The 16,421-nt window shown below is 66.9% G+C and carries 12 protein-coding genes; 3 read left to right on the forward strand and 9 right to left on the reverse strand.

The features are described from left to right. Nucleotides 1-210: 210 nt before the first annotated feature. The 4 genes from BRAO375_RS32350 to BRAO375_RS32365 all read right to left on the reverse strand — a co-directional run bounded on the left by BRAO375_RS32350 (nucleotide 211) and on the right by BRAO375_RS32365 (nucleotide 5,052). Complete coding sequence (locus tag BRAO375_RS32350; RefSeq protein ID WP_009031652.1) at nucleotides 211-1,503, reverse strand: adenylosuccinate synthase; 1,293 nt, start codon at nucleotides 1,501-1,503, stop codon at nucleotides 211-213. 375 nt (nucleotides 1,504-1,878) lie between these two features. Next, nucleotides 1,879-2,562, reverse strand: a complete 684-nt coding sequence (locus BRAO375_RS32355) for an ABC transporter ATP-binding protein (protein ID WP_009031653.1) — start codon at nucleotides 2,560-2,562, stop codon at nucleotides 1,879-1,881. Next, nucleotides 2,555-3,781 (reverse strand): ABC transporter permease, encoded by a 1,227-nt coding sequence (locus BRAO375_RS32360; RefSeq protein WP_009031654.1) that lies wholly within the window; start codon nucleotides 3,779-3,781, stop codon nucleotides 2,555-2,557. Before BRAO375_RS32360 ends, BRAO375_RS32355 begins: the two co-directional genes overlap by 8 nt. After that, on the reverse strand, nucleotides 3,778-5,052 hold the full coding sequence (locus BRAO375_RS32365) for an efflux RND transporter periplasmic adaptor subunit (RefSeq protein ID WP_175345407.1): 1,275 nt from the start codon (nucleotides 5,050-5,052) through the stop codon (nucleotides 3,778-3,780). Before BRAO375_RS32365 ends, BRAO375_RS32360 begins: the two co-directional genes overlap by 4 nt. A 193-nt stretch (nucleotides 5,053-5,245) precedes the next feature. Between BRAO375_RS32365 and mgtA the strand changes: the two genes are divergently transcribed. Further along, nucleotides 5,246-7,801 carry a magnesium-translocating P-type ATPase gene (gene mgtA, locus BRAO375_RS32370; RefSeq protein WP_009031656.1) on the forward strand — a complete coding sequence of 852 codons (2,556 nt, stop codon included), beginning with the start codon at nucleotides 5,246-5,248 and terminating at the stop codon, nucleotides 7,799-7,801. 143 nt (nucleotides 7,802-7,944) lie between these two features. Next, a complete protein-coding gene (locus BRAO375_RS32375; protein WP_009031657.1) occupies nucleotides 7,945-8,874 on the forward strand; it encodes a DMT family transporter in 930 nt (309 codons plus the stop codon). A 9-nt stretch (nucleotides 8,875-8,883) separates the two neighbouring features. Here the strand turns inward: BRAO375_RS32375 and BRAO375_RS32380 are convergent, their stop codons facing one another. Continuing rightward, on the reverse strand, nucleotides 8,884-9,663 hold the full coding sequence (locus BRAO375_RS32380) for a sulfite exporter TauE/SafE family protein (protein WP_009031658.1): 780 nt from the start codon (nucleotides 9,661-9,663) through the stop codon (nucleotides 8,884-8,886). Between the two features lie 43 nt (nucleotides 9,664-9,706). Beyond that, nucleotides 9,707-10,312 carry a TetR/AcrR family transcriptional regulator gene (locus tag BRAO375_RS32385; RefSeq protein ID WP_035643330.1) on the reverse strand — a complete coding sequence of 202 codons (606 nt, stop codon included), beginning with the start codon at nucleotides 10,310-10,312 and terminating at the stop codon, nucleotides 9,707-9,709. A gap of 194 nt (nucleotides 10,313-10,506) precedes the next feature. Between BRAO375_RS32385 and BRAO375_RS32390 the strand changes: the two genes are divergently transcribed. Continuing rightward, complete coding sequence (locus BRAO375_RS32390; RefSeq protein ID WP_009031660.1) at nucleotides 10,507-11,436, forward strand: DMT family transporter; 930 nt, start codon at nucleotides 10,507-10,509, stop codon at nucleotides 11,434-11,436. Nucleotides 11,437-11,461: 25 nt separating this feature from the next. Here BRAO375_RS32390 and BRAO375_RS32395 read toward each other — a convergent pair whose 3' ends face one another. The 3 genes from BRAO375_RS32395 to BRAO375_RS32405 form a co-directional block, all read right to left on the reverse strand. Continuing rightward, nucleotides 11,462-13,147 (reverse strand): methyl-accepting chemotaxis protein, encoded by a 1,686-nt coding sequence (locus BRAO375_RS32395; RefSeq protein ID WP_009031661.1) that lies wholly within the window; start codon nucleotides 13,145-13,147, stop codon nucleotides 11,462-11,464. A 117-nt stretch (nucleotides 13,148-13,264) separates the two neighbouring features. Further along, nucleotides 13,265-15,121 carry an ATP-dependent zinc metalloprotease FtsH gene (ftsH, locus tag BRAO375_RS32400; RefSeq protein ID WP_009031662.1) on the reverse strand — a complete coding sequence of 619 codons (1,857 nt, stop codon included), beginning with the start codon at nucleotides 15,119-15,121 and terminating at the stop codon, nucleotides 13,265-13,267. A gap of 169 nt (nucleotides 15,122-15,290) precedes the next feature. Next, nucleotides 15,291-16,421, reverse strand: a 1,131-nt coding sequence (locus tag BRAO375_RS32405) for an ABC transporter substrate-binding protein (protein WP_035643332.1), incomplete at its 5' end; no start/stop codon positions are given.

The following is a 16,421-nucleotide window of genomic DNA, read 5'->3' on the forward strand; positions in this document are numbered from 1 at the left end:
GAGCGACAGCCGCTCGCGGGTGATCTCGGATTCACTGAGCGGCGGCTGGACGCTGCGCAGCTGCGCGATCAGCGCCGCCCGGGCCCGCTCGTAAAGCGCGCGCCGGCTTTCGCCGGGAGCGTTGGGGTCCAATCCGGCAATGGCGCGGGCTATCAGCGGGTAGTAGTCGGCCATATCAACTCAATTCGCGGGCTGCGCTGTCGGGTCCCGTCACGCCTCGAAGGGATTCTGGACCAGGATAGTATCCTCGCGTTCGGGGCTGGTGGAAAGCAGCGCGATCGGGCAACCCACCAGTTCCTCGATGCGACGGACGTATTTGATGGCCTGGGCCGGCAGATCGGCCCAGGAGCGCGCGTTTGCCGTCGGCTGCTTCCAGCCTTCGATAGTCTCGTAGATCGGCTCAACCCGGGCCTGGGCGCCCTCGCCTGCCGGGAAATGATCGATCTCCTTGCCGTCCAGCTTGTAGCCGGTGCAGACCTCGATCGTGTCGAAACCATCGAGAATGTCCAGCTTGGTCAGCGCAAGACCGTTAATGCCGCAAGTCCGTACCGCCTGGCGAACCAGGACCGCATCGAACCAGCCGCAACGACGCGGCCGGCCGGTATTCGTTCCGAACTCACGGCCACGCTCGCCGATCCTGCGGCCGGTCTCGTTGTCCTGCTCGGTCGGGAACGGCCCCTGCCCGACGCGGGTGGTGTAGGCCTTGCAAAGGCCGAGCACGTAGCCGATCGCGCCCGGCCCGAGGCCGGCGCCGGTCGCCGCCTGTGCCGCCACCGTGTTGGACGAGGTGACGTAGGGATAGGTGCCGTGGTCGACGTCGAGCAGCGCGCCCTGCGCGCCCTCGAACAGCAGGCGCTTGCCTTCGCGGCGCTTGATGTCGAGCAGCCGCCACACCGTCTCGGCATAGGGCAGCAGCTTCGGCGCCAGCGCCGTCAGCTCGTCCAGGATGACCTTGCCGTCGATCTGCTCGAGGCCCAGGCCGCGGCGAAGCGCGTTGTGATGCGCGAGCAGCCGGTCGATCTTGTGCGGCAGCGTGTCGAGATCGGCGAGGTCCATCAGCCGGATCGCGCGGCGGCCGACCTTGTCCTCATAGGCCGGGCCGATGCCGCGGCGGGTGGTGCCGATCGCGGTCGCGGCGCTGGCGGATTCGCGCAGCGCGTCGAGTTCGCGGTGCAGCGGCAGGATCAAGGTGACGTTCTCGGCGACGCGCAGATTGTCCGGGCTGATGGTCAGGCCTTGCGCCTGCAGCTTGCCCACCTCGTCGAGAAAGGCCTGCGGATCGAACACGACGCCGTTGCCGATCACCGACAGCTTGCCGGCGCGCAGCACGCCCGACGGCAGCAGGGCCAACTTGTAGGTCGCCCCGTTGATCACCAGCGTATGGCCGGCGTTGTGGCCGCCCTGGAAGCGCACGACGATGTCGGCCTGCTCCGACAGCCAGTCGACGATCTTGCCCTTCCCCTCGTCGCCCCATTGGGCGCCGACGACGACCACGTTAGCCATTCGCAGCTCTTTCCTCTGCCAAGATCCAAAACAGCACGATCGGCTCGGACGATATCGCTTCCGATGAGGGGCCTGCCTGGCCAACCATGCGCCCAGCCCAAATCGCGGCCGGGACCGCTCGCTTGCGAGGCGACCCACCGGATAAAGGAAGCCGCCGGGCTAGGCAAGCAAGAACGGGCCCCTGGAGCACACAACAGCGCCACCAAGCCTTTGATAAGCCCCAAAATTTCATGCCGCCCCGGCTGCGGATCGGACTGCCCGGCCGACGCTTCTGGCGGCGTCGAGACCAAGCCTGCGCATTGAGCACCGGAACGGCGGCGAATCTAGGATCGAGGCGACGCCCCCCCCGGTCCGACGCCGATCCGTCACCAGCGTTCAGGTCCGGATGCGGCCGTCGACAACCTCAATGATGCGGTCGCAGCGCTTTGCCAGGTCGAGGTTGTGGGTGACGAGCAGGAAGCTGGTGCCGACCGTCCGGTTGACCTCCTTCATCAGCTCGAACACGGCCTCCGCCGATTTGGTATCGAGATTGCCGGTCGGCTCGTCCGCCAGCACCAGATCGGGATTCATCGCCAGCGCCCGGGCCACCGCAACGCGCTGCTGCTGACCGCCCGACATGTTGCTCGCGAGATGGCCGGCGAATTTCGACAGGCCAACCTGATCCAGCAGCTTGCCGGCCTGCGCCTCGATCTCCGGGCTCGGAAAGCCGCGGTCGACCAGCAGCGGCATCATCACGTTCTCCTTGGCCGTGAAGGCGGAGATCAGGAGGTGAGACTGGAAGATGAAGCCGATGGTGTGGCCGCGCAGATGCGTGAGCTCGGTGTCGCCGAGCGAGGCGATATCGTGGCCCTTGATCGTCAGCCGGCCGGAGGTCGGCCGGTCGAGCAGGCCGACGATATTGAGCAGCGTGCTCTTGCCCGAGCCGGACGGGCCGATCAGCGCGACGAATTCGCCGCGATCGACCTCGAGATCGATGTCGTGCAGCACCTCGGTTTCCGTCGGCAGGCCGACATTGTAGGCCTTGCAGACCTTCTCCAGCCGCAGAATTTCCTCAGCCACGGATCGCCACCACCGGATCGAGCTTGGCCGCGCGCAGCGCCGGCGCGGTCGCGGCAAGTAGTCCCGTCACCGTCGCAAGCAAGGCCGTCAGGACGAACAGGCGGCGCTCGAGAATGAGCGGAAACAACTCCGATCCGTCCGCCTGGCGCTGCACCGCATGCCAATAGATCAGCGCGCCAGCGCCCAGCGCCGCGCCGAACAGCGAGCCGACGAAGCCGAGCAAGCCGCCCTGCAGCAGGAACACGCGCAGGATCTGGCCGCGCGAGGTGCCCATCGCCCTGAGGATGCCGATCTCCTTCGAGCGCTGGATCACCGACACGATCAGCACGGCGGCAATGCCGAACGCGACCGACATCGCTACAAAGACGCGGATCAGCGTGTTGGAGGTCTCCTGCGCGCGCACCGCCACGAAGAACTGCGCATTGGTCTTGATCCAGCTGTCGGCCTTCACCAGGTTGGCAGCCTGGATGCGCTGCGCGATGTCCTCGGCCGCGTAGATGTCCTTCACGGTGATATCGATGGTCGTCACGCCGCCGATCATGCCGAGCAGCGACTGCGCGGTGCGCAGCGCGACATAGGCGGCGCGCTGATTGACGCCCTTATTGCCGAGATCGACGAGGCCGGTCACGGTCAGCACACGGTTGGCGCCCGAGGCCGCCTGGACATTCAGCTTGTCGCCGACCACGGCGCCGAGGTCCTTTGCCAGCTCGACGCCGATGATGATGTTTTCGCTGGTCAGCCGCGGCTCGCCGGCCACGATGTAGTCCGGCACGCGAACGATGTTGAAGTAGCTCTCCGGCTCGACGCCGGACAGCGTCACGGCGCGGCTGGCATCGCCGCGAATGGCGAGCGCCGAGCCCGAGATGGTCGGCGAGACCGCGGTGATCTCCGGCATTGCCAGCATCTGGTTGCGGATCTTCGGCCATTGGTCGATCGAGATCACGCGCTGGCTCGGCCGCTGCACGATCGCATCCTCGATCACGCCAGGGCCGTTGCGCAGGGGCCGCGCGACCTGGTCCGGCGTCAGCAGCTGGATCTGCGGCTGCGAGGTCAGCACACGCTTGATGAAGTTGGCCTCCAGGCCCGCCAGCATCGCCGACATGAACACGATGACGGCGACGCCGATCGCGATGCCGCCGATGATGAACAGGGTCTGCAGCCGGCCCTCGCGCAGGAGGCGCACCGCCGCGATCCATTCGAACGGCAGCCAGCGGTTCACGGCAGCACCGGACGGAAGCGCTGCCCGGTGACGAGGCCGGAGCTCGCCGGCACCGCGATGTCGCCGGCGCTCAGGCCGTCGACGATCTCGACATGGCTGTTGCCGCGGATGCCGGCGCGCACCGGGCGCTTGACCGCGCGGCCGTCCTTCTCGCCGAGCACCCAGGGCTGTCCGGAGGTGAGATCATGCACCGAGCGCACCGGCAGCTCCAGCGTATCCTTACGGGAGGCGACCTCGATGTCGACCGAGACCGTCATGTCCTGGCGCAGATAGTCGGGCGGGTCGTTGACGACCAGCTTGACCTGCACCGAGGCGCGCGAGAGATCGACCCCCGGATTGATGTAGCTGAGCACGGCGGAAAAGCGCTTGTCGGGATAGGCGTCGGCCGAGGCCAGCGCGGTCTGGCCCAGCGCCAGCTTGCCGAGATTGCGCTCGTCGATCTGCAGCACGAGCTGGACATCACCGGCGGGCGCCAGAACGAGCAGCGCCTTGCCGGGCTGCGCCACGGTGCCCTTCTCGACATTGCGCGTGATCAGCACGCCGTCACGCGGCGCCGAGATCGTCGCGTAGCCGAGCCGCGACTGCGCAGTATCGAGATTGGCGTGGGCCTGGTTCAGCTGCGTCTCCGCCATGACGTAGTCGCTGCCGCCGGGGCTCGCGGTGAACACCTGGAATTCGGCGGCGCGCTTCTGCGCCAGTGCAATGTCGAGCGTCTTCTGCGCCTCGTCGAGCGAGGCCCGCGTGGCATAGCCGTTGGTCGTGAGCTGCGAGGTACGGTCGTAGGTTTGTTGGGCATTGAGCAAGGTCGCCTGCGCCTGGCGCAGCGCCTCCTTGGCCGACGGCAATGTCAACTCCGCGAGCTGGCGCATCCGCGCCTCGGCCTGCGCCACCTGCCCCTGCGCCTGGACCACCGCCGCCTTCAGCTCGCGCGCCTCCAGCGAGATCAACGGCTCCCCCTTGGTCACGCGCTGGCCCTCGAGGACGAGCACCTCATCGACCGTGCCGGTGATCTGGCTGCCGATCTCGACACGAAACGGCGTCTCGACATGGCCGCTGGCGACCACGGTCTCCACCAGGTCGCCGCGCCGGACCTGATCGACCACGATTGCAGGGCCGAGCATGATGCGCACACTCTGCCAGCCGCCGAGCCCGAGCAGCAGGACCACAGCGAGGACGAACCAGCGATGCGCCCAAAAAGTGGACCACACCGTCGACACTGGTTTGCTGTTCTGGCGCGGCAGGGCTGCGGCTTGATCGACCATGTCCGTCATTGCAGATGGCACCCGGCGCACCGGGCGGGATGTCGTCCTCGTGAACGTGCGGCCGCCAGCCCCACGGCCCGTTATCCGCAACCTAGGTCATGGCACCATCAGGATGTTGCGCTAGGTCAACCGCGGCGCGATCGTTCATGCAAATCAGGCACGACGGCCATGAGACTTTGTCCACGAACATGAACGGGCGCCCGTGATCACCGAAACGACCTCCGGCCTGCACCAGTTCTGGCGCCTGGCTCCGGCACAGGCCGGCGAAGCACTCGGCTGCGGCCTCGATGGCCTGAACGACGCCGACGCCGCGCAGCGGCTGCTGCGCTACGGCCGCAATGCCGACACGCCATCCCACGTCGTTGGTCCGTTGCGCGCCATCATGCGCCGGCTGCTCGAACCGCTGTCGCTGATCCTGCTCGTCGCCGGCGTTATCTCGATGGTCACCGGCGACGTGATCGGCGGCGCGATCATCGTCCTCATCCTGACGCTGTCGATCGGGCTCGACACCGTGCAGGAGGGACACGCGGTCCGGGCGGCCGAGGAGCTCCGGCGATCGGTGGCGCTGAAGGCCGAGGTCAGGCGCGACGGCGGCTATCGCGAGATCGAGGTCGACGCCGTGGTGCCGGGAGACATTCTGCGCGTGCGCGCCGGCGACATCGTCCCGGCCGATGCGCTGATCATCGAGAGCAAGGCCTTCACCGCCGGCGAAGCGGCGCTGACGGGCGAGCCCTATCCGGTCACCAAGCAGGCGGGCCTTCCTGCCGATGACAACGACACCTCGAACGCCCTGTTCCGCGGCTCGGTGGCGCAGACCGGCGAGGCTGTCGCGCTCGTCGTCAATACCGGACCGAATACGATGTTCGGCGCGGCCGCCTCGGCGCTGGCCGAAGCGCAGGGCCGTACGCCGTTCGAGCGCGACCTGCACGAGTTCGGCCTCGTCATCGCGCGGCTGACGCTGGCGCTCGTTCTCATCGTGCTCGCCTTTCGCGTGGTGTTCGGCCGCGATGTGCTCGACTCGCTGTTGTTCTCCGTCGCGCTCGCCGTCGGACTGACGCCCGAGCTGCTGCCGATGATCACCACCGTGACGCTGTCGCGCGGCGCGCTGCGCATGGCCAAGCGCAAGGTGATCGTGAAGCGGCTCGCGGCCATTCACGACCTCGGCGCGATGTCGGTGCTGTGCACCGACAAGACGGGAACGCTGACCTCAGCGGAGATCACGCTCGCGCGCAGCATCGCGCCTGATGGTCTGGATCACCCGCGCGCCGCCGACCTCGGCGCCATCGCCGCCGCACTTGGTGGCGATCGTGGCTCGCTGGACACGGCACTGGTCGCGGGCGCCGACCATGCCGCGGCGGGATGGACCCTGGGCGGCCAGCAGACCTTCGACTTCTCGCGCCGGCTCGGCTCGGTGCTGGCGGTGCGCGGGGCGGAGCAGGTGCTCATCGTGAAAGGCGCGCCGGAGGCCGTGATCGAGCTCTGCACGCAGCGAAGACGGGGCGGCGGCATTGCCACGCTCGACGACAACGGCCGCGACGACATGCGCGAGCGCGTTCATGCGCTGGCCCGCGAGGGACTGCGCACCGTCGCGATCGCCTCAAAACCCTGGAGCGACGCGCCGCGCGAGGTCGAGACCGACGACGAGCAGGAGCTGATCTTCGAGGGCCTGTGCGCCTTCGCCGATCCGCCCAAGCCGACCGCTGCGGCTGCCATCGCACAGCTCGCCCGCGCCGGCATCGCGCTGAAGATCCTGTCCGGCGACGATCCGGTCGTCGTCAAACGACTCGCAGGCCTGGTCGGGCTGAAGGCGGATCGCGTGCTGTCCGGCAGCGACATCGCCGAATTGAGCGACGATGCGCTCGCGGTGCAGGTGCGCTCGGCCGATGCCTTTGGCCGGCTCGCGCCGGATCAGAAGTCGCGGATCGTAAAGGCGCTGCAGGCTTCCGGCGAGGTCGTCGGCTTCCTCGGCGACGGCATCAACGATGCCCCGGCATTGAAGGTGGCCGACATTGGCCTCTCGGTCGACGGCGCCACCGGCGTGGCGCAATCCGCGGCCGACATGATCCTGCTCGCCAGTGATCTCGAGGTCGTCGCCGACGGCGTCGAGGAGGGACGGCGAACCTTCGCCAACATCCTCAAATATGTGCGCATGGGCGCGAGCTCGAATTTCGGCAATATGCTGTCGATGGCGGTCGCCTCGATCATGCTGCCGTTCCTGCCGATGCTCCCGACGCAGATCCTGTTGAACAATCTGCTCTATGATCTGTCGGAACTCGGCATTCCCTTCGATCGCGTCAGTCCGCAGGCCACCGCGCGGCCGCAGCGCTGGGACATGAAGCGGTTGTTGCGCTTTGCCGCGATCATGGGTCCGCTGTCATCGCTGTTCGACTTTCTCACCTTCGGCGCCCTGCTATATGTGTTCCACGCCACGCCCGACGAGTTCCGCACCGCCTGGTTCCTGGAGTCCATGGCAACGCAGATCCTCGTCATCTTCATCATCCGGACCAACGGACGCCCCTGGAGCAACCGGGCCGATCCGATGCTGACCGCGTCGTCGTTGACGGCGCTGGTCGCCGCGCTCGTGGTGCCCTTCACGCCGGCCGGCGCATGGTTCGGCTTCGTGGCGCCGCCGGTCTCCGTGCTGGCGGCCATTGCGGCCCTGGTCCTGGCCTATCTGGTCAGTGCGGAGCGGCTTAAATCGCTTGCGGTGCGATCCCGCCCGCATCGGCGGCGTCACCCTCATCGCAGAGGGGCATGACCGCAGCAGTTGCATGGTCGCGATGCATCTGCCCTCTTGATGGGCAGTTGCAATTGGTGTCTGTCGAGAAGGCCGGGAGAACCCGCGGCCGGGATCACCGGGCCGGATGCCCTGGGCAAACGAACCGGAACCAACACCGCCGCATGTCTGCCGCCGATCCCACAGCGTCCACAGCGCCCGCGCGCAACTGGATCGCGAACCAACCCTATGTGCTGCTCAGCATCACGGCGCTGTGCTGGGCGGGCAATTCGATTGTCGGCCGCCTCGCCGCGGGTCATATCCCTCCCGTCACCTTGTCGTTTCTGCGCTGGTCGCTGGCGTTCCTGCTGATCCTGCCGATCGCCTGGAAGCAGCTCCGGCAGGACTGGCCGGCGATCCGCTCCAAGCTCGGCATCATGATCGCGCTGTCCATGACCGGCATTGGCGCCTTCAACACGCTGCAATATTGGTCGCTCGAATACACCCAGGCGCTCAACACGCTGCTGCTGCAATCGGCAGGCCCGCTGATCGTCGCGCTGTGGTCGATGCTGTTGCTGCGCGTGCATCTCACCTTGGCGCAGGCGATCGGCATCGTGCTGTCGCTCGCCGGCGTGCTGCTCATCCTGACGCGAGGCCACCCGACCGCGCTCGCCGATATCAGCTTCAACAAGGGCGACCTGATCTTCCTGCTGGCGATGGCGGTGTTCGGCTTCTACTCGGTGCTGACGATCAAGCGGCCGCAGATCCATGGCCTGTCGATGGTCGCCTTCACCTTCGGCTGCGGCGCGGCGAGCCTGATCCCGCTGCTGATCTGGGAACTGAACGCCCGCCCGGTGATGGCGTTCGACACTCAGAACCTGCTGTCATTGCTGTACGTCGCGATCTTCCCCTCGACCATCGCCTATCTCTGCTTCAATCGCGGCGTGCTCCTGATCGGCGCCAACCGCGCAGCGCCGTTCTTCCATGTCGTGCCGGTGTTCGGCTCGATCATGGCTTTCGTCTTCCTCGGCGAGCAGCCGCAGATCTTTCACGTGATCGGATTTGCCCTGGTGCTGAGCGGCGTCTACGCGGCCTCGCGCAAGCAGGCGACGTGAGCAGACAGCTCATCCGAGCGCTTTGAGCGTCATGCAGACGGCCATCACCGACACGAAGCCGACCAGCAGGACGCGCAACCGTTCCGGCGGAACGCGGTTCGCCAAGCGTGCGCCAAGGTCAGTACCGACCGCAAGTCCGACGATCACTGCAACGAGGGTGGGCCACGCCGGCATGGCGCCATGCTGCCAGTAGATCCAGGCCGACGGAATCGTCGTGGGCACCAGTGTCAGCGCCAGGCTGATCATCTGGGCGCGGTGCTGCGCCATGCCGAGCACGGCGCTCAAGCCAACCACCGTCGCGAGCCCGCCGCCGATGCCGAGAAAGCCTGAGGACACGCCGGCCGCGCAACCGACCGCCAGCAGTGCCGCGCGATGCGGCTCTGGCGCAGCTTCGGGTCCTTCGGTCGTCTCCTTCGCCTGTCGCCTGCGCAGCAGCAGAGCATCGAGCAATAAGAGGTAGATCACATAGGACCATTGCAGCACCGCCGCCGTCGCCCAGTTCGCGATCAGTGCGCCGACAATGCCGCCGAGCAGGAATCCCAGGCCGAGCCAGAGCAACACCGCCGCGGTCACCCGATTGCCGCTCTCCCAATAGCGCCTGATGCCGGCTGCGCTGGTGGGCGGAATCTGCGCGACCAGCGAGAGCCCCTGCGCGGCGTGCTGCTCGGCCCCGAGCAGCATGACCGCGAACACGACGAGCCCACCGCCGGGAGTGACTCCGAGCAGCCCCGAAGTAAAGCCGCCGACCAGCCCGGTGCCGAGACCGGCGATGAGATCGTGTCCGTTCATTAAGAAGACCCCGCCTGATAGGATCGAAGGCTGCCGGTTCAGGTCATCGCCGCGCCGCGAGGCCCGTCAGCAGCGCCTCCAATGCGGTCATCGCTTCGGCCGACGAGAACGGCTCGCCCCATAACCGCTGCAGCACGAAGCCCTGGAACATCGCGACCAACGTGCGGGCCATGCTGCGCGGATGGACGGAGCGGTCGATGACGCCGAGCCGCTGTCCGCGCAGCAGCAGTTCGGTAATCAGGGCGACCGGCTTGCGCACGCCGTCCGTCACCTGCGCGCGGATGTCGTCGTCCCGCAGCGCCTCGGCCCAGAGCTGCAGCGCGATCCGCCGGCTGCGCAGTCCCTCTTCCTTCTGCATGTCCGCGAGCGAGGCGCGCGCGATCGCGCGCAGCGCGTCCAGCGGATCGGAGACGTCCCGCGCCGCCGCCAGCAGGGCCGCATCGCGGGCATGGCGGTGCTCGCCGATCGCCTGGATGAGCTCCTCCTTGCTGGCGAAATGGCCGTAGATGCAGCCAGCGCTCAGACCGGATTGCGCGATCACATCGGCAATCGTGGTCTGATGGAAGCCCTGCCGCGCGAAGCAGATCTCCGCGGCCTGCAGGATCTCGTCGCGGCGCGCGGCCATCGTCTCAGGCTTGAGTTTGGGCATGCGCAGCTCCTGCCCGACAGGCCGCACGATTGGCGGCCCCGGCTCGATCGCGTCCTTGCTCCAGTCTTCATACAAAACGAATATTCGTTTTGTAAAGACCCATTCGATTTCTGGCATGGCGGCATCCCGCCCGGCGCTCTTGTCTCACCAGGGGTTTCGGGCACAAGCTTGGATCAACAAGAGAAGCCGATTCCTTGCCCACCCCATCTCATCCGACCTCGCCGCAGGCCTGGCTCAACAACCAGCCCTATCTGCTGCTGACGCTGGCCTCGCTGTTCTGGGCCGGCAACATCGTGCTGGCGCGCTATGTCGCCGGGCACGTGCCGCCGCTGACCTTGTCCTGCATCCGCTGGATCGGAACGTTCCTGATGCTGTGGCCGTTCGCGCGGGCACATCTCGTGCGCGATTGGCGCACGCTGTTGGCGAACTGGCCGCTGCTGCTGGTGCTGGCGCTGACCGGCTTTGCCATCAACAACGCGCTGTCCTACTGGGCGATGCAGTACACCCAGGCCCTCAACGGCTTGCTGATCCAGTCCTCGGCCCCGCTCTTCGTGGCGCTGTGGTCGCTCGTGCTGTTCGGGGTCAGGCTGACGGCAGCGCAATTCGCCGGCATCGCGATGTCATTGATCGGCGTGCTGGTGATCCTGCTGCGCGGCGATCTCGGCGCCCTGGCCGCCATTCAGTTCAACCGCGGCGACCTGATGTTCGCCGGCGCGCTGCTGGTGTTCGGCATCTACTCCGCCGTGATGACGCGGCGGCCGGCCGTGCATCAGCTCTCGCTGATCTCGTCCTGCACCGCCTTGGGCGCCGTGCTGCTGCTGCCGCTGGCGGTCTGGGAATATGCCTCCGGCTTCGTGCTGCAGCTCGATCTGCTGTCGATCCTGACGCTAGGCTATGTCGTCGTGTTCGCCTCGACGCTAGCCTATCTGTTCTTCAACCGCGGCATCGGCCTGATCGGGCCGAACCGGGCGGCGCCGTTCCTGCACCTGGTGCCGCTGTTCGGCTCGGTGCTGGCGATCATGCTGCTCGGCGAAGAGCTGAAGCCGTTCCACCTGCTCGGCTACGCGCTGGTGATCGCCGGCGTGGTGATCGCGTCCCGCACGGGTCGCACCAAGGTTGCCTGACGCGGTTCTGGCGGGACTGCCTCGGCTACGCCGTGCGCACCTTGGCCATGAAGCCGTCGACGGCCTGCTGCAGCAGACCCGACTGGCTGTCGAGCTCGCGCGCGCTGGCCAGCACCTCGGACGCTGCCATGCCGGTGGCTTCCGCGGCTTTGGTGACGCCGCCGATATGGGCGCTGATCTCGTTGGAGCCGGCGGCGACCGACTGGATGTTGCGGGCGATCTCGCGCGTGGCGTCGCCCTGCTGCGAGATGGACGTGGAGATCGAGTTGGTGATCTCGCTCATCTGCGCGATGGTCTGGGTGATGCCGCTGATGGCGGCGACCGCGTCCTGGGTCGAGGTCTGCATCGCCGCGACCTGGGCCGAGATCTCCTCGGTCGCCTTCGCGGTCTGATTGGCGAGCGCCTTCACTTCGGAGGCGACGACGGCGAACCCCTTGCCGGACTCGCCGGCGCGGGCGGCTTCGATGGTGGCGTTGAGCGCCAGCAGGTTGGTCTGCGCCGCGATCGAGTGGATCAGCTTGACCACCTCGCCGATCTTCTCGGCGCCGGTCGACAGCACCTGCACAGTGGCATTGGTGCGCTCGGCGTCGCCGACCGCCTTGCTGGCGATCTCGCTGGAGCGGGCGACCTGGCGCGAAATCTCGTTGACCGAGCTCGACAGCTCCTCCGCCGCGGACGCCACGGTGCCGACATTGTCGTTCGCGCTCTGGGTGGCCGCGCTGACCGTGGAGGCGCGCGAGCTGGCATCGCTTGCCGTCGACGTCATCGATTCCGCCGTGTGCTGCATGCCCTCGGCGGCAGAGGCCACCGAGCGGACGATGCCGTTGACGCTGCGCTCGAAGTCGGCTGCGAGGTTCTGCATCGCGGCCCGCCGCTCCGCTTCAGCGCGCTGCTTGTTGGCCGCCTCCGCCTGCTCGAGCTCACGCACCCGGAGCGCATTGTCCTTGAAGATCTGGACCGTGGCCGCCATGCCGCCGATCTCATCGCCGCGGCCGACGCCCGGGATCTCGCCGTCGAGCTGGCCGTCTGCAATCTCGCGCATGCGGGCGCCGAGGCGATCGAGCGGCACGCTGATGCTGCGGCTGATCAGCCAGGCGATGCCGCCGGCGACGATCGCGATGCCGGCACAGGCCATCCAGATCATCCATTTCAGCGGCTGCATCTTGGCGTCGAGATCATCGACATAGACGCCGGTGCCCACGAACGTATTCCAGCCAGGGATCATGACCGCGTAGGAAATCTTGCGGGTCGGCTGCTCCTGGCCGGGACGCAAATATTCGTAGTGCAGGGTCACTTCGCCGTTCTTGGCAACGCCGTCGCGCAGCTCGACGACCAGCTTGCGTCCGTTGAGCTCGAAATCGATGACGTTCTCGCCGCGCTGCTTCGGGTTCTGGGATATGACCACGATCCCATCCATCGTGTAGGCGAACAGGTAGCCCGCGCCCTTGTCGAAGGTCATCGTGCTGCCGCGCTTGACGAACTCGTCGATCGCAGCCTCCTTCGTCATCTTGCCGGCCTCGACCTCCTTGATCAGGCCCATGGCCATGTTGCGCGCGGTCTCGACGATCGCCCGGCACTGCTCGATGCGGGCGTTGACCATCTCCTTCTGCATGAGATTGCCGGCGAACGTGCCGGCGGCAGCAAGGCCGAGCAACGCAACGCCGACCACGATGGCCAGCTTGGGAGCGATCTTCATATTGTTGAGCAGCACGCGACGAACTCCGCCCGATCCCCGATCGATGGCATCGACCTCACAAGATAAGCTGCAAATCAACTGATCAGGTGATGGTTAGAGTTCGGTTGCGAAGGCTCCCCGTAAAAGCCCGGATCAGCCGGCGACGGCGACACCCGGCGTCTGGCCAGGGGCAGAGGCTGGCCGCAGCGGCCCGAACTCCTCGGCAGTCAGCGTCTCCTTGGCAATCAGCAGCGACACGCCGCGCTCCAGATCCTGGCGATGACCATCGAGGATCGCGCGGGCCCGCGCGCCGCCTTCGGCGATCAGGTCGCGGACCGCGAGATCGATCTCGCGTCCGGTTTCCTCGGCAGCCGAGACGATCTGGTCCTGCGGCTGCAGGAACGACACCTGCGGCCGCGGCGCGTAGGTGCGCTGGCCGACGGTGGCGTCCATGCCGTACTTCGTGACCATCTCGATCGCGATCTCGGTCGCGCGCTGCAGATCGTCGGCTGCGCCGGTCGAGACATCGCCGTCGAAGATCAACTGCTCGGAGGCGCGGCCGCCCATCAGCACCGCGATGCGGTTCTTCAGTTCGCTCACCGACAACAGGAAGCGGTCCTCGGTCGGCCGCTGCATGGTATAGCCGAGCGCGCCGACGCCGCGCGGGATGATCGAGACCTTCTGCACCGGATCGACGCCGGCGAGATTGGCCGCCACCAGCGCGTGTCCCATCTCGTGATAGGCGACACGCCGCCGCTCGGCGGGGCTGAGCACGCGGCTCTTCTTCTCGATACCGGCGACGATGCGCTCGATCGCGACGGTGAAATCGTCGAACGTTACCTCATGGCCCTTGCGGCGCGTCGCCGCGATCGCCGCCTCGTTGATCAGATTGGCGAGATCGGCGCCGGTGAAGCCGGCGGTCAGGGCAGCGACCTTGTCGAGGTCGACGCTGTCGGCCATCGTGATCTTGCGGACGTGCACCTTGAGGATCGCGAGCCGCCCGCTCCTGTCGGGCCGGTCGACCAGCACCTGGCGGTCGAACCGGCCGGCGCGCAGCAGCGCGGGATCGAGAATCTCCGGCCGGTTGGTCGCGGCGAGCAGGATCACGCCGGAGCTCGGATCGAAGCCGTCGAGCTCGGCGAGAAGCTGATTGAGCGTCTGTTCCTTCTCGTCATAGCCGCCGAGCTGTGCCCCGGCGGACCTGCTGCGGCCGAGCGCATCGAGCTCGTCGATGAAGATGATGCAAGGGGCCGCCTTGCGCGCCTGCTCGAACAGATCGCGGACCCGCGCGGCGCCGACGCCGACGAACATCTCGACGAATTCGGAGCCGGAGATCGAGAAGAACGCAACGCCTGCTTCACCGGCGACGGCGCGGGCGAGCAGCGTCTTGCCGGTGCCGGGCGGACCGACCAGCAGAATGCCCTTCGGCACGTGGGCGCCGAGCCGGCCATAGCTCTTCGGGTCCTTCAGGAACTGCACGACCTCCTGCAGTTCGAACTTGGCCTCGTCGACGCCGGCGACATCGGCGAAGGTCACCTTGGTGTCGGTCTCGACATAGACCTTGGCGCGCGACTTGCCGATAGACATCAGCCCGCCGAAACCCTGGCGGTCCATCACCTTGCGGCCGAGGAACATCCAGATGAGATAGAACATCAGCGCCGGCACGACCCAGGACAGCAGCGTCTGGATCACGCCGCCGGAGGGGACGCCGGTGACGGTGACGCCCTTGGCCGCCAGCTTCTCGGCGAGCGGCGGATCGACCCGCGCCGTCACGAAGGCGGTCTTGCCGTCGGACTGCTTGTCCTTGAACTTGCCCTGGATGGTGTCCTGGCTGACAGAGACCTCGGCGATCTTGCCCTGCTCCACCAATTGCTCGAACTGGCTATAGGGAATGGTCTCGACGGTGTTGTAGGTCGTCAGCAGCCATTGCAGCAGCAGCATGCCAACGCCCGCCAGGAATATGTAGCCGACGGCAATAGCCTGCTTGCGCGTGTTCGGATCGGATTCCATGTCGGGCACTCGCCTGGCGACGCTCCCCACGACGGATCGACGATCACGGCCTCCGCAGGAGCTGCACGAGCGTTTAACAAGCGCCCTCCTGTGGGCGCTTGTCCTGGATCAAGTCCGGCCGGCGCGCCAGCGCGTATCCGGCATCGCCGGACGCGCGCCGCCACGAGGGTCATTCCAGATCGATCGGCTGATACACTCCCGACTTGTCGAGCTGGGTGCCCCAGACCTTGTGCAGCGCCTGGTGATCGCCGCGGCTCAGGCTCAGCGGGGCGCCGAGTCCCATGTCGAGATTGCGCGTGTTCTCCAGCGTCTCCACCAGCCGTTCGGTGTCGAGCTGCGGCCCGCAGCGCTTCAGCGCGTCGATCAGAAGATTGGCCGCGACGTAGCCTTCGAGCGAGATATAGTCCGGCACTTCGCCGGGAGATGCCTCCGCCAGCGCCGCCTTGAAGTCGAGCACGGTGCTCGAATAGCCCGACACGGCCGGCACCGCTTGGGTCACGATCACGTTCTCGGTGAAACGCGGCCCCAGCAACGATAATTCCTGCGCCAGCGCGGTGGCGCCGACGATCGACATGTTGGTGTAGATCATGCCGGGAAAGAGGTCGCGTGTCTTCTCGATAAACTTGGCCGCCGGCCGCGTCGTCCCGACCATCACGATCGCCTTGATCGGCACCTTCTGCGCCTTGAGCTGGGCCACCGCCTCGTCCATGTCGATCGAGTTGCGGGTATAGACCAGTCGCAGGATCGCCTTGTCGTTGAGGCCGGCTGCGCGATAGGCCCTGGCGACGCCAGCGAAGCCCTGCTCGCCGAGATCGTCGTTCTGTCCGAACACCGCAATCTGGTTCGGCCTGATCTTGCGCATCTTCAACAGATAGCGCACCGCGGCGTCGGCCTCCTCGACGAAGCTCGGCCGGTAGTTGAAGACATAGCGATCCGGCGGGTCGCGTCGCACCAAAGTGCCGCCGGTGAACGGCGCGAAGAACAGCACGCGGCGCTCGAGCGCGAACGGCACGGCCACGGCGGCGGTCGGCGTGCCGAGATTGCCGACGAAGCCGAACACCTGCTCCTTGTCCCACAGCAGCTTCATCGCGTCCGGCGTCCGCGACGGTTCGAAGCCGTCGTCCGCGGCGATCAGCTTGAGCATGCGTCCGTGGACGCCTCCGGCAGCGTTGGTGCGCGCGAACGCCACCTCGATGCCGCGCTTGTAGCTCTGTCCGTTCTCCTTCGCGCTGCCCGTATAGGGGATGACGATGCCGAAGCGGATTTCCTGATCGGTCACGCCGCGCACAGGGCCGGAGGC

Source organism: Bradyrhizobium sp. ORS 375, assembly GCF_000239775.1.
In the GTDB taxonomy this organism is placed as follows: Bacteria; Pseudomonadota; Alphaproteobacteria; order Rhizobiales; family Xanthobacteraceae; genus Bradyrhizobium.